At 43.2% G+C, this 523-nt stretch carries 1 protein-coding gene; it reads right to left on the bottom strand.

Going from position 1 to position 523, the window contains the following annotated elements:
* Positions 1-523 (bottom strand): efflux RND transporter periplasmic adaptor subunit (locus tag ABS768_RS17810; protein WP_408076267.1); only part of this gene is annotated, 523 nt, incomplete at both ends.

Here is a 523-nt window from a genome sequence, read left to right as displayed (position 1 = left end):
GAAGTGTGCCACCTTTAAATGTACGTGTAAAATCAAGCATTTGCTTTTCATTCATAGTAAAATAAGCGCGCATCATGCGGCTGTCTGATACTGTAGTAAGCGGTTCCTGTGTGGTAGAGCTTACCAGTGCGCCTTCCCTAAAAGGCATACTGCCTATAACACCACTTACAGGGGATATTATGCTGCCGTAATTAATATTTGCAGCAATACTATTATAAGCAGCCTGTGCTTGTGCCAGGTTTGCTTTTGCGGTTTCAAGCTGTACTTTGCTTATTATATTACGGTCTACCAGCGGTTTTAACCTGTCTGCCTCAACGCGGGCAGCATCTACACTGGCTTTTGCTGCAGCGGCATCCTGGTTAAGGGTTTGTGTTTCAAGTTTAAACAGTAATTGCCCTTTGTTTACATGCTGCCCTTCATCAACATATATTTTTTGGATAAACCCGGTTACTTTAGGGCGTATCTCTACATTTTGCTGCCCTTCCAGGTTAGCGGTATATTCTTCAAATGTAGTAGCATCGCC

It is taken from the genome of Flavobacterium rhizophilum (assembly GCF_046000485.1).
In the GTDB taxonomy this organism is placed as follows: Bacteria; Bacteroidota; Bacteroidia; order Flavobacteriales; family Flavobacteriaceae; genus Flavobacterium; species Flavobacterium rhizophilum.
The sequence above is the reverse complement of the archived record's forward strand: the minus strand, read 5'-3'. Positions and strand labels throughout refer to the sequence as shown.